Source organism: Pseudomonas sp. BN415 (assembly GCF_029871195.1).
In the GTDB taxonomy this organism is placed as follows: Bacteria; Pseudomonadota; Gammaproteobacteria; order Pseudomonadales; family Pseudomonadaceae; genus Metapseudomonas; species Metapseudomonas resinovorans.
This window is the reverse complement of sequence record NZ_SSOK01000070.1, coordinates 123,128-144,546: the sequence shown is the minus strand read 5'-3', so window position 1 is coordinate 144,546 and position 21,419 is coordinate 123,128. Positions and strand designations below refer to the sequence as shown.

The 21,419-nt window shown below is 64.8% G+C and carries 24 protein-coding genes, 1 tRNA gene and 2 pseudogenes; 12 read left to right on the top strand and 15 right to left on the bottom strand.

Annotated features, from left to right (window positions below):
* The 3 genes and pseudogenes from E8F20_RS27155 to E8F20_RS27145 all read left to right on the top strand — a co-directional run.
* A pseudogene (locus E8F20_RS27155) lies at positions 1–747 on the top strand (hypothetical protein); the annotation flags it as partial.
* Positions 747–1,787, top strand: coding sequence for a tyrosine-type recombinase/integrase (locus E8F20_RS27150; RefSeq protein ID WP_280286516.1), 1,041 nt, complete (start codon positions 747–749; stop codon positions 1,785–1,787). The pseudogene E8F20_RS27155 and the gene E8F20_RS27150, both read left to right, overlap by 1 nt.
* Positions 1,788–1,795: 8 nt before the next feature.
* A tRNA-Sec gene (locus E8F20_RS27145) sits at positions 1,796–1,891 on the top strand.
* 360 nt (positions 1,892–2,251) lie between these two features.
* On the opposite strand, the pseudogene E8F20_RS27140 reads toward E8F20_RS27145, so the two are convergent.
* Positions 2,252–2,489: pseudogene (locus E8F20_RS27140) on the bottom strand (type II toxin-antitoxin system ParD family antitoxin).
* A 364-nt stretch (positions 2,490–2,853) separates the two neighbouring features.
* Between E8F20_RS27140 and E8F20_RS27135 the strand changes: the two are divergent.
* Together E8F20_RS27135 and E8F20_RS27130 are read left to right on the top strand one after the other, a co-directional pair.
* Complete coding sequence (locus E8F20_RS27135; protein ID WP_280286515.1) at positions 2,854–3,135, top strand: hypothetical protein; 282 nt, start codon at positions 2,854–2,856, stop codon at positions 3,133–3,135.
* A 201-nt stretch (positions 3,136–3,336) separates the two neighbouring features.
* Positions 3,337–3,789 (top strand): hypothetical protein, encoded by a 453-nt coding sequence (locus tag E8F20_RS27130; RefSeq protein WP_280286514.1) that lies wholly within the window; start codon positions 3,337–3,339, stop codon positions 3,787–3,789.
* Positions 3,790–3,924: 135 nt separating this feature from the next.
* Here the strand turns inward: E8F20_RS27130 and E8F20_RS27125 are convergent, their stop codons facing one another.
* The 7 genes from E8F20_RS27125 to E8F20_RS27095 all read right to left on the bottom strand — a co-directional run bounded on the left by E8F20_RS27125 (position 3,925) and on the right by E8F20_RS27095 (position 8,309).
* Positions 3,925–4,392, bottom strand: a complete 468-nt coding sequence (locus tag E8F20_RS27125; protein ID WP_028630763.1) for a YbaK/EbsC family protein — start codon at positions 4,390–4,392, stop codon at positions 3,925–3,927.
* 207 nt (positions 4,393–4,599) lie between these two features.
* Positions 4,600–5,097 (bottom strand): GNAT family N-acetyltransferase, encoded by a 498-nt coding sequence (locus E8F20_RS27120; protein ID WP_280286513.1) that lies wholly within the window; start codon positions 5,095–5,097, stop codon positions 4,600–4,602.
* Positions 5,098–5,104: 7 nt separating this feature from the next.
* Complete coding sequence (locus tag E8F20_RS27115; RefSeq protein WP_280286512.1) at positions 5,105–5,662, bottom strand: DUF4136 domain-containing protein; 558 nt, start codon at positions 5,660–5,662, stop codon at positions 5,105–5,107.
* 78 nt (positions 5,663–5,740) lie between these two features.
* A complete protein-coding gene (locus E8F20_RS27110) occupies positions 5,741–6,340 on the bottom strand; it encodes a DUF4136 domain-containing protein (protein WP_280286511.1) in 600 nt (199 codons plus the stop codon).
* 11 nt (positions 6,341–6,351) lie between these two features.
* Positions 6,352–7,101, bottom strand: coding sequence for a methyltransferase domain-containing protein (locus tag E8F20_RS27105; protein WP_280286510.1), 750 nt, complete (start codon positions 7,099–7,101; stop codon positions 6,352–6,354).
* Positions 7,098–7,400: a MazG-like family protein gene (locus E8F20_RS27100; protein ID WP_280286509.1), complete on the bottom strand. Its 303-nt coding sequence runs from the start codon at positions 7,398–7,400 to the stop codon at positions 7,098–7,100. Before E8F20_RS27100 ends, E8F20_RS27105 begins: the two co-directional genes overlap by 4 nt.
* Before the next feature lie 54 nt (positions 7,401–7,454).
* A complete protein-coding gene (locus E8F20_RS27095; RefSeq protein WP_280286507.1) occupies positions 7,455–8,309 on the bottom strand; it encodes a MaoC/PaaZ C-terminal domain-containing protein in 855 nt (284 codons plus the stop codon).
* A gap of 169 nt (positions 8,310–8,478) precedes the next feature.
* Here E8F20_RS27095 and E8F20_RS27090 point away from each other — a divergent pair, with 169 nt between their 5' ends.
* On the top strand, positions 8,479–9,477 hold the full coding sequence (locus E8F20_RS27090; protein WP_280286518.1) for an AraC family transcriptional regulator: 999 nt from the start codon (positions 8,479–8,481) through the stop codon (positions 9,475–9,477).
* 101 nt (positions 9,478–9,578) lie between these two features.
* Here E8F20_RS27090 and E8F20_RS27085 read toward each other — a convergent pair whose 3' ends face one another.
* Complete coding sequence (locus E8F20_RS27085; protein ID WP_280286506.1) at positions 9,579–10,934, bottom strand: 3-oxoacyl-ACP reductase; 1,356 nt, start codon at positions 10,932–10,934, stop codon at positions 9,579–9,581.
* Between the two features lie 164 nt (positions 10,935–11,098).
* Between E8F20_RS27085 and E8F20_RS27080 the strand changes: the two genes are divergently transcribed.
* Entirely contained in the window at positions 11,099–12,376 is a 1,278-nt protein-coding gene (locus E8F20_RS27080; RefSeq protein ID WP_280286505.1) for an acetyl-CoA C-acetyltransferase, read from the top strand.
* A gap of 126 nt (positions 12,377–12,502) precedes the next feature.
* Here the strand turns inward: E8F20_RS27080 and E8F20_RS27075 are convergent, their stop codons facing one another.
* The 3 genes from E8F20_RS27075 to E8F20_RS27065 form a co-directional block, all read right to left on the bottom strand.
* The gene (locus E8F20_RS27075) at positions 12,503–12,757 is read right to left on the bottom strand and encodes a hypothetical protein (protein WP_280286504.1); all 255 of its coding nucleotides are present in this window, start codon (positions 12,755–12,757) and stop codon (positions 12,503–12,505) included.
* A 326-nt stretch (positions 12,758–13,083) separates the two neighbouring features.
* Positions 13,084–13,368, bottom strand: coding sequence for a DUF2218 domain-containing protein (locus E8F20_RS27070; RefSeq protein WP_280286503.1), 285 nt, complete (start codon positions 13,366–13,368; stop codon positions 13,084–13,086).
* A gap of 11 nt (positions 13,369–13,379) precedes the next feature.
* Positions 13,380–14,021, bottom strand: coding sequence for an NAD(P)-dependent oxidoreductase (locus E8F20_RS27065; protein ID WP_280286502.1), 642 nt, complete (start codon positions 14,019–14,021; stop codon positions 13,380–13,382).
* Between the two features lie 101 nt (positions 14,022–14,122).
* Here E8F20_RS27065 and E8F20_RS27060 point away from each other — a divergent pair, with 101 nt between their 5' ends.
* The 4 genes from E8F20_RS27060 to E8F20_RS27045 all read left to right on the top strand — a co-directional run bounded on the left by E8F20_RS27060 (position 14,123) and on the right by E8F20_RS27045 (position 17,807).
* Positions 14,123–15,016, top strand: coding sequence for a LysR family transcriptional regulator (locus tag E8F20_RS27060; RefSeq protein WP_280286501.1), 894 nt, complete (start codon positions 14,123–14,125; stop codon positions 15,014–15,016).
* A 71-nt stretch (positions 15,017–15,087) separates the two neighbouring features.
* Positions 15,088–15,981, top strand: a complete 894-nt coding sequence (locus E8F20_RS27055) for a PA4780 family RIO1-like protein kinase (RefSeq protein WP_280286500.1) — start codon at positions 15,088–15,090, stop codon at positions 15,979–15,981.
* Between the two features lie 66 nt (positions 15,982–16,047).
* Positions 16,048–16,512 carry a bacterioferritin gene (gene bfr, locus E8F20_RS27050; RefSeq protein WP_280286499.1) on the top strand — a complete coding sequence of 155 codons (465 nt, stop codon included), beginning with the start codon at positions 16,048–16,050 and terminating at the stop codon, positions 16,510–16,512.
* A 392-nt stretch (positions 16,513–16,904) separates the two neighbouring features.
* Complete coding sequence (locus E8F20_RS27045; protein WP_280286498.1) at positions 16,905–17,807, top strand: EamA family transporter; 903 nt, start codon at positions 16,905–16,907, stop codon at positions 17,805–17,807.
* Here the strand turns inward: E8F20_RS27045 and cueR are convergent.
* From cueR to E8F20_RS27030, 3 genes are all read right to left on the bottom strand, one after another.
* The gene (cueR, locus tag E8F20_RS27040; protein WP_280286497.1) at positions 17,773–18,174 is read right to left on the bottom strand and encodes a Cu(I)-responsive transcriptional regulator; all 402 of its coding nucleotides are present in this window, start codon (positions 18,172–18,174) and stop codon (positions 17,773–17,775) included. The genes E8F20_RS27045 and cueR overlap by 35 nt on opposite strands.
* 89 nt (positions 18,175–18,263) lie before the next feature.
* Positions 18,264–20,648, bottom strand: coding sequence for a heavy metal translocating P-type ATPase (locus E8F20_RS27035; protein WP_280286496.1), 2,385 nt, complete (start codon positions 20,646–20,648; stop codon positions 18,264–18,266).
* A gap of 61 nt (positions 20,649–20,709) precedes the next feature.
* On the bottom strand, positions 20,710–21,081 hold the full coding sequence (locus tag E8F20_RS27030; RefSeq protein WP_280286495.1) for a hypothetical protein: 372 nt from the start codon (positions 21,079–21,081) through the stop codon (positions 20,710–20,712).
* 109 nt (positions 21,082–21,190) lie between these two features.
* Between E8F20_RS27030 and E8F20_RS27025 the strand changes: the two genes are divergently transcribed.
* Positions 21,191–21,388 carry a cation transporter gene (locus E8F20_RS27025; RefSeq protein ID WP_077525456.1) on the top strand — a complete coding sequence of 66 codons (198 nt, stop codon included), beginning with the start codon at positions 21,191–21,193 and terminating at the stop codon, positions 21,386–21,388.
* The last annotated feature ends 31 nt before the right edge of the window (positions 21,389–21,419 follow it).

Sequence of the window (21,419 nt, the reverse complement as noted above, 5' to 3'; positions counted from 1 at the left end):
CGTACCCGCCGCGACCTCTCCGGCATCAAGGAAGTCCACTACGACGGGGAAGCCGTCTCCTATGGCCGTGGCCAGTCCTTCCTGTTCGGTTCTGCGTCAGGCATACAGCTCGCCATCTACAACAAGTCCTTGCAGGCCTGGAGCATCGACAAGCTCGACTACTGGCGTTCGGTCTGGTCCGGCATGGACAACCCGTTCAATTCCGACGACGACCAGAACTACGACCCCGAAGCACCTGTCTGGCGGATCGAGCTGCGCTATCACCACTCCATCGTCCAGCAGTTCGCTGACGGCTCGGCCGATATGCAGACGGGCGCCATGATCGACAACCGCACCTTTGCCGAGCTGGCCGGCCATCTCGACGGGCTGTTTCAGTACGGCCTGGAGTCTTTCCGCCTGTGTTCCAGCAAGGGCGTGCTCGATGCCTTCTGGACCCTCATGCGCCAGGACGTGAAGGTGTCTATCCCGGCTGAATCGCTGGCCGGACGCACCCACTACAAACGCCACTTCAAGACCTCCCAGGGCTTCACCGGCAAGAACGTGGAGCTGTTCCTGGGAAACTTCATCAGCCTGCTCGCACGGGAGCGTGTAGGCGCGGAAAAGGCCTTCGCCAGCCTCAGGGAGTGGGTGTGCTGGCCTGTCATTCGCGATCACTACGCCGCAAAGGAAATGGGCGAGCGTGACGTCTACAAGCACATCCAGGACCTACTTCGGGAGCGCATAGTTCGGTGGGGGAGGGCGGTGTAGTGGCCATCGTTCAACTGCCTGATGGTCGCTGGAAGGTCGATACCGAGCCGATCAAGGGCAAGCGCTTTCGCAAGACGTTCAAGACCAAGGGTGAGGCGCAACGCTTCGAAGCAACCTGCAGGGCCAAGGTGATCGATGCGCCCGACTGGTCACCCCGCCAGAAGGATCGTCGCCGCCTGCTGGAGCTACTGAAACGCTGGGGCATCCTGCATGGCAACGGCCTCACCGACTACGCCGGGCGAGAGCTGCTGCTGAAGAGAATGATCGAACGCCTGGGCGACCCGATCGGCCATCAGTTCACCGCCGTGAAGTTCGCGGAGTATCGGGCCAAGCGTCTTGAAGCTGGCATCAGCCGCAAGACCATGAACAACGAACTCGGCTACCTCCGCGCCCTGTTCAATGTGCTGATCCAATTCCAGGAGATCGACTACCCGAACCCGCTGGCCACGGTGAAGCCGATGAAGCTCCAGGAACGGGAGCTGGCCTACCTCGATCACGATCAGCTGAATACCTTGTTCACCACGCTTCGCTCCATGCAGCACGTTCACGTCGAGCTGATATCCACGATCTGCCTGGCTACAGGCTGCCGCTGGGGAGAGGCACAAGGGCTTGTGCCGTCCAGGGTGAAGGGCGGGGCGGTGCATTTCGTGGAAACCAAGTCCAAGCGGCGTAGATCGATTCCGATTACCCCCGAGCTGGAAACCCGCATCCTTGACCACTTCTCACGGCATGGTCTATTCACCAACTGTCGAAACAGTTTCGATGAGGCGGTGGAGAAGGCCGGTCTAAAACTGCCTGCCGGTCAGAAGGCGCATGTACTGCGTCACACCTTCGCTTCGCATTTCATGGCAAACGGGGGAAACATCCTATCGTTGCAGAAGATCCTGGGGCATTCCTCGTTGTCGATGACCATGCGGTATGCGCACCTGGCGCCAGGCCACTTCCAGGATGTTCTGGAGTTCGGCCCCACCAGGGATTTTCGACAGTTCTTCGACACTTCCCCGATTGCTGAACAGGAAGGCACGGAAAAAGCCTTATAAATCAATATGGAAGGCAAGCACGCCCGGTGGCGTGGCCGGGCTTCAAACCCGGTGGGGGACGGCAGCCGTTCCTGGGTGGGTTCGACTCCCACTGCCTTCCGCCAATTTTCTCTCTGAAGGCCCCGGAATATGGGGCTTTCAGCGCATGTGTACGATCTCGATATCATCTCGATCACTACCCCAAAACGGCATGTGGAGATTCACAGTGCCGCCTGTTCGACTTCTTCATTTGAACTTGGGAAACCCCGTCGTTAGGGCGTGGTCATGAGTCATCGGCTGTGCCTGTGACGATGGAAATACCTGATTTACAGGATGAAGTCGGATTTTCAGTAGCCCGGATGAAATCCGGGGAAAGTCCAATCGCCGCTCCCGGATTTCATCCGGGCTACGATCTGGCCGGCTGCATCCTTAAGGCGTCATCGATGTCCTGATTGGCGAATGCCGGGGAATGACGGGTTTGGCCCTCACGCTCGGGCGTTTCGCACCCGGTCGCGCAGCGCTTCGAAGTAGTGGTCATCGGCCGGGGCAGCAGGGGGGGGAGGCGGTTCCTTTCAGGAGCAGGTTGCGTATGTTCTGGCGGTCCTGGTCCTTGCGGATCAGTTCGCGTACGTACTCGCTACTGGTGCCGTAGCCGCGCTGGCTGACCTGCTCATCGACAAAGCGCTTGAGGGCGTCGGGCAGGGAGATGTTCATGGTGCTCATGCGATTCCACCTTTTGGCAAAATTTGCCAAGGCATGTTAGCGCCGGGCAGCGTGACGGTTAGCGGTGTTGCAGATAAAGGAGCGTTTTCCGCCCCACGGAATGGTTTGTTGCCGTGCTCGCGTGCTGTTGTCATTAGGACGTTTCGACAGACGGTCAGTCCAGATTGGCCCCGAGCCCTTGCGGCTTCCAAGGGCGCTCAGCACTATGCGCTGCAGTTCATTCGGCAGTTGCTTTAATGAGCAGTGGCAGCCCATTGGCTTTCCACCTGGTTGTTCAAGTAACGCAGCTTCACCGGCAACACCGCATCAGGAAAAGCGCCTCTTAGAAGGTGCACTTACGCACAAGCGACTATCAGGAGTTGATATGACCATTCGATTCGCACTGGGTAGCGTGCTGGTACTCATGGCAAGCGTTTCGTTTGCCGCCGCCCCTGCCGCCAAGAAGGAAAGCGACAACTACTACCTGAACTGGCAGGAACGTAACGGCGCTATTGCCCTGGACTCCGTCTGCAGCAAGAACGAGAAAGGCTCCTCGCAGTTCCGCAACTGCCAGAAGCATGCGCAGGTGGTGTTCCGTAACTCCTGTACCCGTTCGAAAGACCCGGCCAGCAAGTGGTGCGTAGCGCAGAGTAAGTACAAGCCCTGAGTCCGTATCGGCCGAGGAAGAACGCACGGTCTTCCTCTCGCCGCCCCCGCCCCCGACTCTGTAAGCCCTGTTTATGGGGCTTTTCGCCCTCATTTTTTGCGCTCTCGACCGCTGGGTAGAGACGTACGGCTGCTGCCAATCCCGCGCTTATAGTGGATAGGTGACCCTCGCAACGGTGCTTCTCACTGCTGGAGGCCAGCGATGAACGCAGCAAAATATCTGGCTTTGATCATGGCCGCTTGCGGATTGTGCGGATGCGCGAGCCCGGCAGGCGACGCCAGCAACGAGATGCTCGAAGTCAAGTTGAATGCCACGCCGAAGAACGCCGGACGCATCGCGCAGGCGACGTTGGTACCGCGGGGCGATGAGACGAGCATTTCGCTGGTGATCAGCGGTGTACCGTCCTACACGACCAGACCAGTCCGCCTTTACACCTTCATCTACCCTGGAAGCTGCGCGCATCCTGGGGGCACGCCGGCCTATGAGCTGAACAGAACGCTCACGACGGACCGCCACTTCCGGGGTGATGTCTGGCGGATGTCGAAGTCGGCACCGGTTCCCCTCTCGACGCTTCGCTCGGGTGATTACTCCCTCGTATTGCGCACGACACCTGCGGACGGCAGTTACGATATTTTTTGTGGGGATATTCGTTAAGGCACGCGCCATGCCCTTGGAAAAGGCTCCTGGTGAGGAGCCTTTTGGTTTGTGCGTGAGGAGGGCTTGAGGCGCAGGCCGTTGGCCTGCCTGGCGATTGAAATCCCCTCTACGGAAGAGCCGCTAAGGGCGCAGCTACTCGCAGAACCGCCCGCTTTTCGCTTCTGGAATCAGTGCCATGTAGTGCTTGCCGCTCATGTGCACCAGTTCGTCGTGGCGGCCGGATTCGAAGTAGATGTCCGGCTGTTCGGTGAGGGACTGGTCGACCAGGGTTTCCAGGCCGAAGAGGTTGCCCACGGCAGGGATGGCGCCGACGTCGCAGTCTCCGAAGCGTTTGCCGAAGTCACGCTCGCGCACCAGGCGCCAGTGGCGGTGGGTGAGTTTGTGGACCTTTTCCAGGTCGACATGGCGCGAGGCGGGGATCACGGCCATCAGCCAGTGGCCCTGGAAGTCGTCGAGGATGACGGGCTTGGCCATCTGTTGCGGTGGTATGCCCGCGCGGCGTGCGGCTTCGCGGGTGGTCATGGAGGCGGCGTGGTTGAGCACGTCGAAGCGGGTCTTGTGCTGCATCAGACTGCTTTGCAGCTGGGTGATCATGGTCATGAGACACCTCCTGCCAGGCGCCGGCTTGTCGCTCCCGATAAGCCGGTGGGGCCGGCACGCAAGGAGGAGCCTCCCGCTCCCCACCCGGCATCGACGTTGGCCGGTGCCTTGTGGATAAGTTTAGTGAGAGGCGGGCGTGTGGGGGCGGCAGGTGCCGACCGGTTCAGCCGGGGTTGTGGCCCATTGTTTCGCCGTGAGTCATGAGGCTCAGTCCGTGAGGGGTTTGTCCATCTGCACCAGGGCAACGCGGCGGCCGTCCGGGCCGTGGCGTTCGACGATGGCGCGGGGCTGGTAGCCGAGGCGGGTGTAGAGCAGCAAGCCCCCGGCGTTGGCGTTGAAGCAGGAGACTTTCATCAGCCTGGCCTTGTACTGCTCGCGGGCCTGGCGCTCCATGGTTTCGATCAGGTACTGGGCCACGCCCTGACCGCGCGCCCAGAAGGCCACCATCATGTTACCGAGGGCGCAGAACTCGCCGTTCTGCCATTGGTAGAAGTTGGCGAAGCCGGCGACCTTGCCGTCCAGCAGGGCGACGGTGCTGCCACGGCGCTCGGCCATGGCGGCGGCGAGCTGGCCGACGGTGAGGGGCCAGCTGGCCTTGGGGTAGGCGAAGAAGAGTTCGTCCGCATCCTGGGGGAAGCGGACGATTTCGTGAAGGTCTTCGGCGCTGGCGGGGCGGTGTTGCAGTTGGGGGTAGGCGGCGGGCATGGGGGACTCAGTGCGGTGGGTATTGGGCGATCACCTTGGCGACCGTCTCGCGAATGGCGGCTTCACGTTCTGCGGGGCTTGGCGGCGCGCTCGTCATGACCTGCTCGGCACTGCCGCGCCAGACCAGCTTGCCGTCCTTGCCGTCGTACAGGTCCACTTGGATGGTGGCGACCTTGTAGTTGTAGATGCGGGTTTCGGTGTAGGCCGGGCCGCCCCAGTAACCTCCCCAATAGCCGCCCCAGGCGCCGCCGTAGTTGTAGCTGGTCTGCTGCTGGCGCTCATCGACGATCAACCAGGACTGGACGGTGAGGTCGGCCTTGCCATCGGCGGCAGGGCGCAGGCCGCGCTGGTCGAGTTGCTGGCCGACGGCTTCACGGATGCGTTGCTCGGTGAGGTCGCTCTTGATGCGTGGGTCGTCAGGGCTGTACTGCAGGGCAGGCTCTTTCCAGCTCCAGCTGTGATAGGCCCCGAAGTCGCGGGTGCTGTCGTAATCACGGTTGAGGTTGTAGTTCTGGCAGGCGGCCAGGAGCAGTGCTGCGGACAGGGCTAGCGTGCGGCGGATCATGATCGGATCTCCTCTGCCTGGACCTCTATCGAAGCGCAAGGCCAGGCCGCCGGCAAGGGGATTTTGGGCGACGGCGTCTCAATTCGGTGGATAGTCGTCCAGGGCTTGTTTCACTGCCTGGCGCAATGCGTTGACGCTGTCGGAGCGGTCGCCATTGGCGTAGGCCTCACTGCTGCCACTCCATACCGGCTGGTTGTCGTGGGCGTCATAGAACTCCAGGTAGACCACGGCCACCTGCTCCTCGTAGGTGCGGACGATGGGGACGGTGGCCCAGGCACCGTACTGGTCGTGCCAGGGGCCGCTGCCGTAGTAGGCGCCGCCGTAGTCGTTGTACTGCCGCAGACGCCGCTCATAACGCAGGCTGGCGCTGACCTTGAGGTCGGCCTGGGACGGGGTGCGGGCCTGGCGCAGGCCGTGCTGGTCGAGGCCTGCGTTGACCATGTCGGCCATTTGCTCGGGGGTTGCCCAGTTGTTGCCAGCGGGGAGCTGGCCGTCGAACCAGGTCCAGCTGCGGTAGCGGCCGAAGTCGCGCGGCGGCGCGGGGTAGGCGCTGCTGTCGAAGGTGGTCGCCGCGCCCGGCGGCGCAGGCGGCAGTGGGCGGGAATCGGCCGTGTAGGGGTTGGGGCTCTGGCAGGCGCCAAGCAGCAGCGCCAGGGTGAGCAGAGCGGGCAGTTTCATCGGGCCTCCGTTCAGAGCGGGCGGCAAATCCAGTGTAGGTAGCGGCCGAGCCCTTGGTAGCTGGGGTGGCGCCGGTAGGCCAGTTCCATTTCCAGCAGGTCCACCAGTTCGGCCTTGGCTTGGAACTCCTGGGGCATGTAGTCGTGGAACACCCGCACGCCGCTCTGTTTTTCGACCTGCCAGTGGCCTTCGAGTTGCGCGGCCAGGTCGCGTGGGTCCAGGGGTTGCTGCGGAGTCAGGCTCTGGCCTTCGCCGGCGAACTTGTGTTTGCGCAGTTTGCGGAAGTGGCCTTTGAGCAGGTTGCGGTAGATCAGCGCGTCCTTGTTGTAGAAGGCCAGCGACAGCAACCCATCCTGGGCGGTGAGTTGGTGCAGCACCGGGAGGATGGCCTCGGGTTCGGCGAGCCATTCCAGCACGGCGTGGCACAGCACCAGGTCGTAGGGTTCGGTAAGTTGGCCGAGCAGTTCCTGCCAGGGCGCCTGGAGGAAGGTGGCGTTCTGGCCGGCTTCGGTGAAGCGCTGGCGAGCGCCTTCGAGCATGGGTTCGGCGGGCTCGGCCAGGGTTACCTGGTGACCACGCTGGGCCAGCCACAGGGACATATGGCCGAGGCCGGCGCCGACGTCGAGCACGCGCAATGGGCGCTCGGGCAGCACTTCGGCCAGGTCGGCCTGGAGCACCGCGAGGCGGATGGCGCCTTTGGCGCCGCCGTAGATCTTCTCGGCGAAGCGGGTCGCCAGTTCATCGAAGTGGCGGTCGGTCATGTGAAGCGCCTTTCGCTGTCGGCGAGCTTGGCGCGCACCACGGCATCCATGTCCAGGCCCAGCTCGGCGCAGAGCAGCAGGAGGTAGAGGATGATGTCGCCCACTTCCTGGCCGGCGTGGGCGAGTTTTTCGGCGGGCAGTTGGCGCGACTGGTCTTCGGTCAGCCATTGGAAGATTTCCACCAGCTCGGCCATTTCCACGCTGGCAGCCATGGCCAGGTTCTTCGGGCTGTGGAATTGCCGCCAGTCGTTGCGGTCGCGAATGGCGTGCAGGCGGGCGGTGAGTTCGTCGAGGTTCATTGGGCTCTCCTTGGAGCCGCTAATGGTCCCGCCGGCCGCCCGCCGGCGCAAGGGTCAGACGAGGGGACGCCAGCTCCCGGCCATGTGCGGGGTGTCGCCCTTGCCGCGCAGGACGAGTTGGCCTTCCGGTGCCGCTGCGCTGGCCAGCAGGGTGACTTCGCCCGGCAGCAACACGGGTTTCTGGAAGCGCACTTCCAGCTCGTACCCGGCTGCGGGCAGGTGAATTTCCAGCGCCGCGAGGCTGCGGGCCTTGTTCCACAGGCCGTGGGCGATGGCGCGCGGGAAGCCGAACAACCGGGCGCTGATGGCCGAGAGGTGGATGGGGTTGTAGTCGCCGGCCACGCGGGCGTAGCGCCGGCCGATGTCGCCGGAGGCATACCATTGATCCAGATGGTTCAGCGGCAAGGTTTCCACGGCGGCGCGCGGTTCAGCCTGACCAGGCAGGCGCAGGCCACGGAAGAGGATGCGGCTGTCGCCTTCCCAGACCAGGCCGAGCTGGTCTTCCAGGCGGGTGATAAGGCTGAAGGTGACGCCTTTTTCATGGGGCTGCAGATCATCCAGCTGCACGCTGACGGTGAAGGGGCCGAGGCCGCCCAGTGCACGAAACACGCGGACACGGTTTTCCAGGTGAACCAGGCCCAGCAGCGGGAAGGGGAAACTCGGGTCGGTGAGAAGGCGCATCTGCAGCGGGAAGGCGAGGATGTGTGGATAGGTCGCCGGCATCAGTCCCTTGTCGCTGAAGCCACAGACGGCGCGGTAACGCGCCAGGTGGCCGGGGTCGACGCTCACCTGGCAACGCCCGCCCAGCTCGGGCAGGGCCTTGCCGCGCATGCCCCGGCGCACGGCAGCGCGGGCGAACAGGCCGGGGAGGGCGGGGGGAGCGGACAGGTCGAGCCAGTCGGTGGCCATGGATGATCTCCTGGAGGCGAATGGGGCTCAGCATAGCCAGCGCAGTACAGCGCACATTGGCCGAGCGTCCAGCGACCGCGGCAGGGCAGTCAATCACGGCCTTGAGCGGCGGGGACAAAGCTGCATAAGATGGCGGCGCCTCGCAGACAATAAGAATTATCCGAAAATGATGCGTGATCTGACCGACGATGTGGCGCTGATGCGCCCGGTGATCGACGCCCTGCGTGCCAGCGGCACCGATCCGGACAAGGTACTGGTGCGCGTGGGCCTGCCGCCTGGTGGGCTGCCTGCAGGTCGCTTTCCCCATGCTGCGCAAACCCAGTTCTGGAAGGCTGCCGCCGATGAATGCGGCGAGGAGCATGTCGGCCTCTACCTGGCCGGTCACCTGCCTGCCTTCCATGGGCTGCTGTTGGAATACCTGTTCCTCTCCAGTGGGACCTTCGGTGAGGGATTGCGCCACGCCTTGCGCTATGTGCGCCTGCTCTCCGACACCCTGAACGCCCATCTGGAAGTGGAAGGCGACCGTGCCGTGCTGTCCCTCGGCCGACATGCCGGCAGCAACCGCCACTTCCCGGAAATGCTCGCCGGTGCGGTGATCCGCCTGTTCCACGCCCTCACCGAAGGCCAGTTCAAACCCCAAGAAGTGCAACTGATGCATGCCGAAGGCGCGCCCGCCGAGCGCTACCAGGCGGTGTACGGCTGCCCCGCAACCCTGGGCGCCGAGCGCTATGCGCTGATCTTCGATGCCGAAGTGCTGGACAAACCCTCGCGCCACGCCGCACCCGACTTGCTGCGCATGCACGAATCCCTGGCCCGTCGCCAATTGGCCGAGGTGGAACGCCTGGACCTGGTGCGCCAGGTGCGCGAGCTGATCGGTGAGTTGCTGGTGGACAGCGGTGCCACCCTCGAACAGGTGGCCGCCCGCCTGAACATGCCGGCCCGCCGACTGCGCGAACGCCTGGCCATGGCCGGCGTGCGCTTCAACGACTTGGTCACCGACTACCGCTGCCGGTTGGCCAAGGAACTGCTGCTGAAGACCGATGAGCGCATCGAGGTGATTGTCGAGCGCACCGGCTTCTCCGAGCCGAGCACCTTCTACCGGGCGTTCAAGCGCTGGGTCGGAGAGACGCCGGTGGAGTTCCGGCGGAAGGGGAAGGGCGAGGGCTGAGGCCCGCTCCTACGGGCAATGCAGCTGCTTGCAACACGCAGCGCTGACAGAGCCAATTCATTCGCCCCTACAAGGATTTGATTCACATTGGGGGCTGGTGCTCAGGCTCCCAGCAGGCTCTGCCCGCACACCCGCATCACCTGCCCGGTCAGGGCGCCTGAACCCGGCTGGGCGAACCAGGCCACGGCTTCGGCCACGTCCTGGGGCAGGCCGCCCTGGTTCATGGAGTTCATGCGCCGGCCGGCTTCGCGGATGGTGAGGGGGATGGCTGCGGTCATCTGGGTTTCGATGAAGCCCGGCGCCACGGCGTTGATGCTGATGCCGCGCTTGGCCAGGGCCGGCGCCCAGTTCTGCGCCAGGCCGATCACCCCGGCCTTGCTCACTGCGTAGTTGGTCTGGCCGAGGTTGCCGGCGATGCCGCTGATGGAGGCGATCAGCACCACGCGGCCGTTGTCGTGCAGCTTGCCGGCGTCCAGCAGGGCTTGGGTGAGTACCTGCGGGGCGCGCAGGTTGACGTCGATCACCGAGTTCCAGAAGTCGTCGCTCATTTTGGCCAGGGTCTTGTCGCGGGTAATACCGGCGTTGTGCACCAGGATGTCGACGCCTTCGGGCAGGGCTTCTACCAATTGGCTGGCAGCGTCGTCGGCTGTGATGTCCATGGCGACACCCCGGCCGCCCAAGCGCGCGGCAAGGCCGTCGAGGGCGTCCTTGGCCGGGGGCACGTCCAGCAGCACCACGTCGGCACCGTCGCGGGCCAGGGTTTCGGCAATGGCGGCACCGATGCCGCGGGAGGCACCGGTGACCAGGGCGCGCTTGCCGGCCAGCGGGCGGGTCCAGTCCTGCACGCGCTCGGCACAGGCGGTCAGGCGCAGCACCTGGGCCGAGACGTAGGCGCTCTTCGGCGAGAGGAAGAAGCGCAGGGCCCCTTCCAACTGGTCCTCTGCACCCTTGCCCACATAGACCAGCTGGACGTTGCCGCCACGGCGGATTTCCTTGCCCAGGGAGCGGGTGAAGCCTTCTAGGGAGCGCTGCACGCTGGCGGCCACCAGGTCTTTGGTGGCTTCCGGTGCGCGGGCCAGCACCACCACTTTCGGGCATTTGCCCAGGCCTTTCATGGCCGGCTGGAAGAAGTTGCGCAGCTCGATCAGTTGCTCGAAGCGGGTCAGGCCGCTGGCATCGAAGATCAGCGCCTTGAGTTTCGGGCCGTGCTCGGCGGTCCAGCGCGGCAGGCCGAAGCGACCGTCTTCATCGGCGAAGTTCTGGTCGGTGATCTTGTTCAGCACGGTGCTGGCGGCTTCCGCCAGGGCACCCTGGCCTCCGATCAGCAGGGCACCGTCTACCGGCCGTGCGCGGCCCGCCATCCAGCGCTCCAGGCGCACCGGCGCCGGCAGGCCGAGGGCGCCAACGAGGCGCCGACCGGCGTTGGAGTTGGCGAAGGCGAGGTAACGGTCGTTCATGGGCTAGCGCTCCTGCTGGAAAATCGAAAGTGGGCTCACTCTACGCAGACGCAGGTTGCGCGCAATTGACCGCGCTGACCTGCCGCCCGGCAAGGCGGCCAATCCAGGCGTCTAGTCTTGTATCCGACACTGCAACCTGCCAACCCTCATCGCAAGGAGTCACCATGACCCAGCTTCGCCGGGTCGCCATCGTCGGCGGCAACCGCATCCCCTTCGCCCGCTCCAATACGGTCTACGCAACGGCGAGCAACCAGGACATGCTGACCAGTGCCCTCGAAGGCCTGGTGGAACGCTTCAACCTCCATGGCGTGCGCATGGGGGAGTTCGCGGCCGGCGCGGTGCTCAAGCACTCCCGGGACTTCAACCTGGCCCGCGAGTGCGTGCTGGGCTCGCGCCTGGCGCCGGAAACTCCGGCCTACGACATCCAGCAGGCCTGCGGCACGGGGCTGGAGGCGGCCATCCTGGTGGCCAACAAGATCGCCCTGGGGCAGATCGAGAGCGGCATCGCCGGCGGCGTGGACACCACGTCCGATGCGCCCATCGGCGTGCATGAGGAACTGCGCAAGATTCTCCTGGAGGCCAATCGCGGCAAGACCACCGGCGACAAGATCAAGACGTTGCTGAAGGTGCGACCGCGCCACCTGGCGCCGCACATTCCGCGCAACGGCGAGCCGCGCACCGGGCTGTCCATGGGCGAGCACTGCGAGCTGATGGCGCAGACCTGGGCCATTCCCCGTGATGAGCAGGACCTGCTGGCCATCGCCAGTCACCAGAAGCTGGCGGCCGCCTATGCCGAAGGCTGGCAGAACGACCTGATGAGCCCCTTCCGTGGCCTCAACCGCGACCAGAACCTGCGCCCGGACATCAATGCCGAGAAGCTGGCGAGCCTGAATCCGGTGTTCGAACGCGGCCCGCGCGGCACCCTGACGGCGGCCAACTCCACCCCGCTCACCGACGGCGCTTCAGTGGTGCTGCTGGCCAGCGAGGAATGGGCCAAGGCGCGCGGGCTGCCGATCCTCGCGTACTTCAAGGATGGCGAGGCGGCGGCGGTGGATTTCGTCAGCGGCGAGGAAGGCCTGCTGATGGCGCCGGCCTACGCCGTGCCGCGCCTGCTGGCACGCAACAACCTGTGCCTGCAGGATTTCGATTACTACGAGATTCACGAAGCCTTCGCCGCCCAGGTGCTCTGTACCCTCAAGGCCTGGGAAGACGCCGATTACTGCAAGACCCGCCTCGGCCTGGACAAACCGCTGGGCGCCATCGACCGCAACAAGATGAACGTCAAGGGCAGCTCACTGGCCGCTGGCCACCCCTTCGCCGCTACGGGCGGGCGCATCGTCGCCAACCTGGCCAAGCTGCTTTCGGTGGCCGGAGAGGGGCGCGGTCTCATCTCGATTTGCGCCGCCGGCGGCCAAGGTGTGACTGCGATCCTGGAAAAGTAATCCAATACCCGTGGCGGCAAGTCATCGCCGCTACGTGATGTAAGCAACTCCGTGATTTAGGGCGGCCCGCAATGTCGGGGCCGCCCTTTTTTTCGCCCTGCGCCAGGTCTTGGGGCCGTCACCCGCTCATCCGTCGATCAGCGCGCCGCGCCTGACGATCTTCACCATCTGGTCGAACTCGAGCCGCACCGGGTCGCGGCCGGTGATGCTCCAGCCCAGATAGAGCAGCAAGTCGATGTGGGCGCGCATGGCGTGATAGCAGCGTCGCTCATCCGGACCCCGGCGTTTACGTACCACGACCCATTGCCCTGCCACGTACTCGATCCAGGGATGGTCGGCCTGGGGGTGGCCGGGGGCGGCCTGAAGTCTTGCGTTTGTCATTCGAAAGAACCTCCCTATTGCTCGCCAGCGTGGGCGCGCGCTTGCAGCCTTCCCGGCCTGCACTTGGGTACCGCGCAGTTGCAGCCGTGTCTGAGCAATGGCTGTGCCATGCCGCCAAGGGCGCTCTAGCCCGAGCTTTTAAAAGAGGTTTGGCGGTTCTCAGGTGATTGGAGTGGGGATTTGCACTCAGGGGTGGGGCAAGCAGCACGCCGAATGGGGGAGGACGGGCGGGGAATCTACAGCGGTGCCCGGGCCGGTCGGTATCGGGGCGATCCGGTTTTATTGAAGGTCTGGGCTGCGTCCCCTCTAAAGACGCAGCCGCTGCTTCAGGCCGTCCATTGAAGGTTCAGTTCCTCCTGCCATGCCACGCGGACGAAGTGGCTGCCGACGATATCCTTGAGGCGCTCCAGGCCCTCTGGCGTCTGGCTTTCCACGGTCAGGGTCAGGCCGTCGCCATCGACGCGCAGCAGGCCGAGGCCCAGGTCGAATTCGATGCGGCCATGCTGTTCGTCGTGGCTCACGGGCACGCGGTGGGCGAAGTGCTTGCACAGACGGCTGATGTAGCGCGCCGGGGTGGCGGTGGTGACATGGGCGGATGCGGTCAGGGGCATGGGGGCTCTCCTCAATAGCCAACAGTGAAGCGTTGGCGGATGTGCTGGGGTTGTTCCAATTCGTCGATGATGGCCACGGCCAGGTCGGCCACGCTGATGCGTGCCGGGTGGTCGCCGCTCATCAACAACTGGTCGCCGCCGATACGAAAACGGCCGCTGCGCTCGCCCGGCTCCAGCAGCGCGGGTGGGGAGAGGAAGGTCCAGTCCAGGTTGTGTTCTTCGTGGATCAGGTTGAGCGCCTGACGCGCGCCTTCAGCGCCTTCCTTGTAGGCGGCGGGGAAGTCGGGTGTGTCGATCAGTTGCAGGCTCGGTGCGACATACAAGCTGCCGGCGCCGCCTACCACCAGCAGGCGTTTCAGGCCAGCTCGCTTGACCCCGGCGAAGATGGCCTGGGTGCCCAGGATAAACAACTCGCGAATCTTCGCCTCGCCCCAGCCGGGGTTGAAGGCGTGGACCACCGCGTCATGGCCGGCCACGGACTGGGCGATGGCAGCGGCGTCATAGGCGTCACCCTTGAGGGCCGTCAGGTTGGCGTGCTGGGGGAGTTTTTCCGGGTGTCGGACGATGGCGGTCACTCGGTGGCCGCGTTGCAGGGCTTCGTCGAGGACGGCGGAACCGACGAAACCGCTGGCGCCGATCAGGGCGATTTTCATGAGCATCTCCAGGGTGGGTTGCGAGGTGGCGCATAATCGCTGCTGGATAATCGATGGAAAAAGTGCTTGAAAGCGCTTTCACAATTAAGCGGAGCTTACGAATGGAGCAACTCAAGCGCATGGCGGTGTTCGCCACGGTGGTGGAGCGCGGCAGCATGGTGGCCGCGGCAGAGGTGCTGGGCATGACGGCTTCGGCGGTCAGCCAGCAGATTCGCAAGCTGGAGGCGGAAACCCAGGTCAGCCTGCTGCACCGCACCACCCGCAAGCTGACCCTGACCGAAGCGGGCGCGGTGTTCTACAAGAGCTGCGCCCAGGTACTGGAACTGGCGCAGCAGGCCGAACAGCGCCTGGCCGAACTGCGTGATGCGCCGGTGGGCGAGTTGCGTATTGCCGCTCCGGTCGGCTTCTCCAACGGCATGCTCACCGAGGCGCTGGCGCCATTGCTGGAGGCTCATCCGGGCCTGAGCCTCCAGCTGTTCTTCCATGACGAGCAGATCGACCTGGTGGAGCAGCGCATCGACCTGGCGATCCGCGTCGGCCGCCAGGAAGACTCCAGCCTCGTGGCCCGCCACCTCGCCGATTGGCCGGCGGTGCTCTGTTGCGCCCCGGCCTACCTGGCCCGCAGTGGGCCGATCCAGCGCCCGGAGCGCCTGCTGGAGCTGGACTGGATCAGCCTCAACGGCGAACGCCAGCAACACCAGGTGAGCTTCACCGGCCCTGACGGGGAAGAGCAGCGGCTGCGCCTGGAGCCGCGAGTGGCCTGCAACAACATCCTCGCCGTGCGCAGCTTCACTCTGGCAGGGCTGGGCCTGTCCTTGCAGCCGGAGCCGGAAGTCCGGGAAGAACTGGCCAGCGGTCGGCTGCTGGCGCTGCTGCCTGAGTGGCAGCCCAAGCCTGTGGGGCTCTACATCGTCACACCTCGGCGCGATGCGCAGCCGGCCAAGGTGCGCTATGCCATCGAAACCCTTCGTCGTGGTCTTTCGCGTCGTGGATAGCCGTCGGAGCCTGCATGCCGTATAACGTCGGCCAGTGTTCCACTTCCCCCGACGATGCCCGCTGCACCTGAATGAAGACCCCGAAACGCCTTGAGCCACTGTTGGAAGATGGCCTGATCGATGAAGTCCTGCGCCCGCTGATGAGCGGCAAGGAAGCCTCCGTGTACGTGGTGCGCTGCGGCAGCGAGCTGCGTTGCGCCAAGGTTTACAAGGAGGCCAACAAGCGCGGATTCCGCCAGGCCGCCGAGTACCAGGAGGGCCGCAAAGTCCGCAATAGCCGTGATGCCCGGGCCATGGCCAAGGGCTCGAAATACGGCCGTCGCGAGCGCGAGGACTCCTGGCAGAACGCCGAGGTGGCCGCGTTGTTCCGCCTGGCCAACGCCGGGGTGCGGGTACCCAAGCCTTACGACTTCCTCGATGGCGTGCTGCTTATGGAGTTGGTCAGCGATGGCGAGGGTGATGCCGCACCGCGCCTGAATGACGTCGACCTGACGCCCGAGGATGCCCGCGAGTTCCACGCCTTCATGATCGGCGAGATCGTCAAGATGCTCTGCGCCGGCCTGGTCCATGGCGACCTGTCCGAGTTCAACGTGCTCCTCGATCCTTATGGTCCGGTGATCATCGACCTGCCCCAGGCCGTGGACGCTGCCGGCAACAATCACGCATTCCGCATGCTCGAACGTGATGTCGGCAACATGTCGGCCTATTTCGGGCAGTTCGCGCCCGAGCTGCTGTACACCCGCTATGCGAAGGAAATGTGGGCGCTCTTCGAAGAAGGCAAACTGACCCCGGAAACCCCGCTTACCGGCGAGTTCGCCGAGACCGAGGACACCGCTGATCTGGATGCCGTGATGCGCGAAATCAAGGCCGCCCTGGCCGATGAAGCGCGTCGCCAGGCGGCCTTGTCCGAGCAGGATGCTCCGGTCGGACGGGAAGAACCGACACCGCCATGGATGGTCGGCTGAGACTGACTTGACCGGGCCGGATCGTCGCACGATCCTTGTTCATTGGTTTTTTCAGGAGATGGGCAGATGCAAGGCCAAGCTGAAGTGGTGGATTACCTCAAGGACCTGTTGCGCGGTGAATTGGCTGCCCGGGACCAGTACTTCCTGCATTCGCGGATGTACCAGGACTGGGGCTTCAACAAGCTGTTCGAGCGCATCAACCACGAGATGGAAGAGGAAACCCAGCACGCTGACGCCTTGCTGCAGCGCATTCTCTTCCTAGAGGCCACCCCGGATATGCGCCCGCGCACTATCCACCCCGGCCACACCGTGCCCGACATGCTGCGCGCCGACCTCAAGCTGGAATACGAAGTGCGCGCCGCGCTGAGCAAGGGCATCACCCTGTGCGAGAAGCACAAGGACTACATGAGCCGCGATATCCTCGCCGCCCAGCTCAAGGACACCGAAGAAGACCATGCCTACTGGCTGGAGCAGCAGCTCGGCATGATCGACCGCATCGGCCTGAAGAACTACCTGCAGTCCCAGGCTTGAGCTGATCGAGCAGAACCGGAAAGGCCGCGATTGCGGCCTTTCTCATTTGGCTCGGACGTTGGACTTCGCGGGCCGAGCGGCTTGCCGCCTGGCCCAACCTGCTGATTGCTGCGCATAAATTCTCGCCGTCTGGCGGGGCTGGCCAGAAACGTAGGATGGGTTGAGGCACGAAACCCATGCGGATCGCGGTTGATGGGTATCGCAGTCTCGCGAAGCGCCGCCCGACCCATCCTGCGGGACTGCTGCGCAGTCCTTGGCGAATGAATTCGCCCCCACAGGGGCGGGAGAGGGGGAGGGCAGTGATACAGCGCCCAGTGATTTTTGCAGCCTTCTGTGTCCTTACATCCGCCCGCCAGGCTGCTAGCGTGTGCTGAGCTTTTGGAGCCCTCGCCATGCCTGTCCCGCACATCCTCCTGGCCCTGCTGGTCACCCTGATCTGGGGCGTCAATTTCGTGGTGATCAAGGTCGGCCTGGAAGACTTCCCGCCACTGCTGTTCTGCGCCTTGCGCTTTGCCCTCGCAGCCTTGCCGCTGGTGTTCCTGCGCGGGCCGATGCCGGCGCCGTTCTGGCGCATCGTGCAGATCGGCCTGTTGCTCGGGGTGATCAAGTTCGGCTTGCTATTCGTCGGCATGCACCTGGGCATGCCCGCCGGGCTGTCGTCGCTGGTGCTGCAGAGCCAGGTGTTCTTCACCATCCTGATCGCGGCGCTGTTCCTCGGCGAGCGGCCCAGTCGACGTGGTCTGATAGGGCTTTTGCTGGCCGCTTCCGGCCTGGTACTGATCGGCTTCGGTCGGCCGCTGGGAGACAGTCTGCTGGCCTTCATGCTGGTGATCGCCGCTGCGCTGGCCTGGGCCTTCGCCAACATCGCCACCAAGCGCAGCGGCGCGAAGGACATGCTGCGGCTGATCTGCTGGGTCAGCCTGATTCCGCCGCTTCCCCTGCTGGCGCTCTCGTACATCTTCGAAGGTCCGGAGGCCATCGCCAGTGCCCTGAGCCACCCGAGCTGGGGCGGTATCGGCGCGCTGGTCTATATCGCGTTCCTGGCGACCACTGTGGGCTTTGGCCTCTGGAGCTTCCTGCTGCAGCGCTATCCAGCCAGCCTGGTGACGCCTTTTGCCCTGGCGGTTCCAGTGTCCGGCCTGCTGTCAGGCTGGCTGCTGTTGGGTGAACAGCTCAGCGCTGCCGGCTGGCTGGCGTGCGTGCTGGTGTTCGTCGGCCTGGCGATCACCGTGTTGCCCAAAGGTGCGCTCGGCCGAGTGTTCAGTGACAGCAGCCGCCTGACTCCAGATCCTTGAGGATCGGGCAGTCGGGCCGGTGATCGCCCTGGCAGTGATCCACCAATTCCTGAAGGGTGTCACGCAGGCCCGCCAGCTCGGCGATCTTGCGGTTCAGCGCTTCGATATGGTCGCGGGCCAGCGACTTCACATCGGCGCTGGCGCGCTGGCGGTCCTGCCAGAGCTCCAGTAAACGTCCCACTTCCTCCAGCGAAAAGCCCAGGTCCCGCGAGCGTTTGATGAAGGCGAGGGTATGCAGGTCCTGGGCGCGGTACTGGCGGTAGCCGCTGTCGGTGCGTCCGGCCTCCGGCAGCAGGCCGATGCCTTCGTAGTAGCGGATCATCTTTGCGGTAAGCCCGCTTTTCTTGGCAGCTTGGCCGATGTTCATTGGCGTTTCCTCTCTTGCGGTCCCTCAACCGTAGGAGCGAGCTTACTCGCGAACCTTTGCCTGCGAACGGGCGCCTGCGGGAACGGGCCTCATTCATCCGGCTTCCAGGTTTTCAGCAGCAGCGCGTTACTCACCACGCTGACGCTGGACAGTGCCATGGCGGCGCCCGCTACCACCGGGCTGAGCAGGCCGGCGGCGGCCAGGGGAATGCCGATCAGGTTGTAGATGAATGCCCAGAACAGGTTCTGGCGGATCTTCGCATAGGTGCGCCGCGAGATATCCAGGGCCGCCGGGACCAGGCGCGGGTCGCCGCGCATCAGGGTGATGCCGGCCGCGTGCATGGCCACGTCCGTGCCGCTGCCCATGGCGATGCCAACGTCAGCAGCGGCCAGGGCCGGGGCGTCGTTGATACCGTCGCCGACCATGGCGACCACGACTCCGTTGGCCTTGAGTGCGGCCACGGTGGCCGCCTTGTCGGCTGGCAGCACCTCGGCATGGACCGAATCGATACCCAGCGCCTCGGCCACCACCCGCGCGCTGCCGCGGTTGTCGCCGGTGATCAGGTGGCTGTGGATATTCCGCTCGCGCAGGGCCTCTACGGCTTCGGCCGCGCCGTCCTTCAGCGTGTCGCCGAAGGCGAACAGGCCGAGCACGCGCTGCTCAGGCTTCAGCTCCAGCAGCCACGACAGGGTGCGGCCTTCGGCTTCCCACGCCGTGGCGTAGTGGGTCAACTCACCAGCCGCGAGTTTCTGTTCGTCCAGCAAGCGACGGTTGCCCAAGGCCAGCAGGCGGTCGTTCACCCGTCCTTGAATGCCGCGCCCGGCGAGGGCCTGGCTGGCCTCAACGTCGGGGGTTTCCAGGTGGCGTTCGGCGCAGGCGTCCAGCACCGCCTTGGCCAATGGGTGTTCACTGCCGCGCTGCAGGGCGCCGGCCAGTTGCAGCAGCTGATCTTCATTGCCATCCAGCGTCGCCAGGTGGGCGATGCGCGGGCTGCCGGAGGTCAGGGTGCCGGTCTTGTCGAAGGCCACCGCCTGCACGGCATGTGCGACTTCCAGGGCTTCGGCGTCTTTGATCAGGATGCCGTGGCGCGCTGCCACGCCGGTACCGGCCATGATGGCGGTGGGGGTGGCCAGGCCGAGTGCGCACGGGCAGGCGATGACCAGTACGGCCACGGCGTTGATCAAGGCGTTCTCGACGCTGGCGCCGGCAAGCAGCCAGCCGACCAGGGTGGCGAAGGCGATCAGCAGCACTGCCGGGACGAATACCTGGCTGACCCGGTCCACCAGTTTCTGGATCGGCGCTTTGGCCGCTTGGGCGTCTTCTACCAGGCGGATGATCCGCGCCAGCACGGTTTCTCCGCCAAGGGCCGTGGTGCGTACCAGCAACCGGCCTTCACCGTTGATGGCGCCAGCGGTGACGCGATCGCCGGGTTGTTTGGGCACTGGCAGGCTCTCGCCGCTGATCAAGGCTTCGTCGGCATGGCTCAGGCCCTCGCTGACCTCGCCGTCAGCGGGGAAGCGCTCTCCGGGCCTGACCACCAGCTGGTCGCCCAGTTGCAAGGCGGCGATGGCGACGTCTTCCTCCCTGCCTTCCACAAGACGGGTGGCGCGTTCTGGGCGCAGGGCTTCCAGTGCGCGTATGGCCGCACTGGTCTGGCGCTTGGCGCGGCTTTCCAGGTATTTGCCCAGAAGCACCAGGGCGATTACCACGGCTGACGCCTCGAAATAGAGGTGCGGCATGTGGCCGGGATGGGCCGCCCACCATTGATAGAGGCTCAGGCCGTAACCGGCGCTGGTGCCGATGGCTACCAGCAGGTCCATGTTGCCGGCGCCGGCTTTCACCGCCTTCCAGGCCGCGCGATAGAAGCGTGCGCCGAGGATGAACTGCACGGGGGTGGCCAGGGCGAACTGTGCCCAGGCCGGTAGCATCCAGTGCAGGCCGAACCCTTCCAACAGCATTGGCACCACCAATGGCAGAGCGAGCGCGAGGGCGATCAGGACCGCCCAGCGCTCCCGACGCAGGCGGGTTTCGGTGTCGTCTACGGGCGGGTGGGCATCGTTCACCAGGCTGGCGGAATAGCCGGCAGCCTCCACGGCCTGGATCAGGCGGTCGCTGTCGGGTCGGCCGAAGAGCTGCAAGTGGGCACGTTCACTGGCCAGGTTCACCGTCACTTCAGCGACCCCCGGCACTTTGCGCAGGGCACGTTCGACGCGACCGACGCAACTGGCGCAGGTCATGCCACCGATGGCCAGTTCCAGGCGCTGGGCGGGTACCCGGTAGCCCGCGGCCTCCACCGCCGCCACCAGGGCCGGCAGGCTTTCGCCGGGGGCCTGGACGCGGGCTTGTTCAGTGGCCAGGTTGACGCTGGCGGCCTGCACGCCCGGCACTTTGGCCAGGGCGCGCTCGACACGGCCGGCGCAACTGGCGCAGGTCATGCCTGATATGGGTAGGTCGAAGGCGGTTGGGTTGGTCATGGGCTGATCCTCCTAATCTGCGGACTAGGATCAACCTTGACACGAGGGAAAGGTCAAGAGGTCACTGGACCGCAGTGGTTGGCACCAGATAGAGGCCTTCCGTGCTTTGCGCCAGCCGGTATTTGCGCACGTCGCCGGCCATCAAGGTAATGGTCTGGTGGCGGAGTTGCTCGACACCCGGCTTGCAGGGACCCGGGCCCAGCAGGCTGAGGCGGATCGACAGGCGCCCGGGCGGCAGGTTGAAGGAAACGATCTGTCCTTGCACCAGCCGCGCAGCCAACTGGTCCTCCAGGTAGAGGCCGACGTCGCAGGCGGTGGCAAGCTCCAGGCGCTCGCGGGAGACGATCAGTACGCCGTAATCGATGGGTGGCTGGGCCTGGGCCAGCAGCGGGGCGGCCAGCAGGCCGAGCAGGGCAGGGCGGAGGCCGTTCATGGCGGAGTTCTCCTGCGAGATGTTCAACCCAGTGTAGGAGCAGCCCTTGACCTTGCCACCGTGGAAAGGATGAGACTGGCGCCAGGTTCCATTCACAAGGAGAACGACCATGCAGGTATTCAAGGTTCAAGGCATGTCTTGCGGGCACTGCGTCCGCGCCATCACCCAGGCCGTGCAGGCACGCGATCAGGCTGCTGAAGTGCAGGTAGACCTGGCAGCCGGTGAAGTGCGAGTAGCCAGCCGGCTGGCGGAAGATCAGGTTCTGGAGGCGATTCGCGAAGAGGGCTATCAGGCCGAGGCGGCCTGATAGCCCGTCCGTTGGATGGTTTCGGGGCAGC

Excerpts from the sequence above, each read along its gene's own strand:
- E8F20_RS27135 (WP_280286515.1), top strand. The coding sequence starts at position 2,854 with ATGACCATTCGATTCGCACTGGGTAGCGTGCTGGTACTCATGGCAAGC.
- E8F20_RS27130 (WP_280286514.1), top strand. The coding sequence starts at position 3,337 with ATGAACGCAGCAAAATATCTGGCTTTGATCATGGCCGCTTGCGGATTG.
- E8F20_RS27125 (WP_028630763.1), bottom strand. The coding sequence starts at position 4,392 with ATGACCATGATCACCCAGCTGCAAAGCAGTCTGATGCAGCACAAGACC.
- E8F20_RS27120 (WP_280286513.1), bottom strand. The coding sequence starts at position 5,097 with ATGCCCGCCGCCTACCCCCAACTGCAACACCGCCCCGCCAGCGCCGAA.
- E8F20_RS27115 (WP_280286512.1), bottom strand. The coding sequence starts at position 5,662 with ATGATCCGCCGCACGCTAGCCCTGTCCGCAGCACTGCTCCTGGCCGCC.
- E8F20_RS27110 (WP_280286511.1), bottom strand. The coding sequence starts at position 6,340 with ATGAAACTGCCCGCTCTGCTCACCCTGGCGCTGCTGCTTGGCGCCTGC.
- E8F20_RS27105 (WP_280286510.1), bottom strand. The coding sequence starts at position 7,101 with ATGACCGACCGCCACTTCGATGAACTGGCGACCCGCTTCGCCGAGAAG.
- E8F20_RS27100 (WP_280286509.1), bottom strand. The coding sequence starts at position 7,400 with ATGAACCTCGACGAACTCACCGCCCGCCTGCACGCCATTCGCGACCGC.
- E8F20_RS27095 (WP_280286507.1), bottom strand. The coding sequence starts at position 8,309 with ATGGCCACCGACTGGCTCGACCTGTCCGCTCCCCCCGCCCTCCCCGGC.
- E8F20_RS27090 (WP_280286518.1), top strand. The coding sequence starts at position 8,479 with ATGCGTGATCTGACCGACGATGTGGCGCTGATGCGCCCGGTGATCGAC.
- E8F20_RS27085 (WP_280286506.1), bottom strand. The coding sequence starts at position 10,934 with ATGAACGACCGTTACCTCGCCTTCGCCAACTCCAACGCCGGTCGGCGC.
- E8F20_RS27080 (WP_280286505.1), top strand. The coding sequence starts at position 11,099 with ATGACCCAGCTTCGCCGGGTCGCCATCGTCGGCGGCAACCGCATCCCC.
- E8F20_RS27075 (WP_280286504.1), bottom strand. The coding sequence starts at position 12,757 with ATGACAAACGCAAGACTTCAGGCCGCCCCCGGCCACCCCCAGGCCGAC.
- E8F20_RS27070 (WP_280286503.1), bottom strand. The coding sequence starts at position 13,368 with ATGCCCCTGACCGCATCCGCCCATGTCACCACCGCCACCCCGGCGCGC.
- E8F20_RS27065 (WP_280286502.1), bottom strand. The coding sequence starts at position 14,021 with ATGAAAATCGCCCTGATCGGCGCCAGCGGTTTCGTCGGTTCCGCCGTC.
- E8F20_RS27060 (WP_280286501.1), top strand. The coding sequence starts at position 14,123 with ATGGAGCAACTCAAGCGCATGGCGGTGTTCGCCACGGTGGTGGAGCGC.
- E8F20_RS27055 (WP_280286500.1), top strand. The coding sequence starts at position 15,088 with ATGAAGACCCCGAAACGCCTTGAGCCACTGTTGGAAGATGGCCTGATC.
- bfr (WP_280286499.1), top strand. The coding sequence starts at position 16,048 with ATGCAAGGCCAAGCTGAAGTGGTGGATTACCTCAAGGACCTGTTGCGC.
- E8F20_RS27045 (WP_280286498.1), top strand. The coding sequence starts at position 16,905 with ATGCCTGTCCCGCACATCCTCCTGGCCCTGCTGGTCACCCTGATCTGG.
- cueR (WP_280286497.1), bottom strand. The coding sequence starts at position 18,174 with ATGAACATCGGCCAAGCTGCCAAGAAAAGCGGGCTTACCGCAAAGATG.
- E8F20_RS27035 (WP_280286496.1), bottom strand. The coding sequence starts at position 20,648 with ATGACCAACCCAACCGCCTTCGACCTACCCATATCAGGCATGACCTGC.
- E8F20_RS27030 (WP_280286495.1), bottom strand. The coding sequence starts at position 21,081 with ATGAACGGCCTCCGCCCTGCCCTGCTCGGCCTGCTGGCCGCCCCGCTG.
- E8F20_RS27025 (WP_077525456.1), top strand. The coding sequence starts at position 21,191 with ATGCAGGTATTCAAGGTTCAAGGCATGTCTTGCGGGCACTGCGTCCGC.